At 52.6% G+C, this 877-nt stretch carries 1 protein-coding gene; it reads right to left on the bottom strand.

Annotated elements, in window-relative coordinates:
* Positions 1 to 284 (bottom strand): ArdC family protein (locus C7K08_RS14640; RefSeq protein WP_117434671.1); only part of this gene is annotated, 284 nt, incomplete at its 3' end.
* Positions 285 to 877 lie beyond the last annotated feature (593 nt).

An 877-nucleotide genomic window follows, 5' to 3' on the forward strand; every position in this document is an offset into this window, starting at 1 on the left:
CATTTAGAACCTTTCTTTGGAGTAATCCCAAGCTTTTTTGCTTCTGCAAATCCGCACCAATACGGCAGCACTGAACCCCTAACGTGCATGCCGATCGTGAGCAAGATCACATTGGAGCCCCGATACTGATGGCCGCTTAAAAGATTTACATGATGCCCTGAACAGCCATCTTCTGCCCAAGGCTTACGCCAAGGCGCGATACCTGCCTCCATCAACTCAACTAAACCAGCAACGATCTTTTCTTCTGGCGATGGACCATCAAACTTTTTCTTGGCAGCAGACATATGAGAGGAAACGCAGGACTGCATTGGCATCTGCGGCGAGGACAAGGGCCGGCCAAGTAGCTACATATAAATTGTTCCCACAGCTATTCAGTTTGTTGCGGTGGGCCGGCTTGCGTAGCCCTTTTCCCGCCGCAGACAATGCAGAAACCTGCGTGACTAATAAATAACAAAGACCCAAGGGCCAAGACCCAAGGGTCAACCCTGCGGCAACAGTTCATAGCGCCTACCCCGCAGYCGATGTCAGTTCYCTACATCCCATTGCCGGCAGTTCTTTTGCTCTTTTGTTTCTGGGCCATTGAGACYCAAAGGGTTAARTCACGTAGGGTCAAGACCCAAAGGGTAGCTATTGGGGCGCGGCCCAATGTGGTGAGTGCTCGTAACCCCGACCGGGAGGGAGGGGGTGGAGAGCACGAACACTAAAAAGGGGGCCGGAGCCCCCTAGATGGCCCTAGGGCCTAGATAACTGAAACCGTGCAGCCGGGCATTCCTTGGAACTTAGATGCATAGGCAAATGCTTTCTCAGCTGGAATAAAACGCAGCTTTTTAACGGGCTTACCGCGGCGACCAAAGTTTTCGATGCTGCAGGGCTGAGC

This window comes from Synechococcus lacustris str. Tous, assembly GCF_003011125.1.
Taxonomy (GTDB): domain Bacteria; phylum Cyanobacteriota; class Cyanobacteriia; order PCC-6307; family Cyanobiaceae; genus Synechococcus_D; species Synechococcus_D lacustris.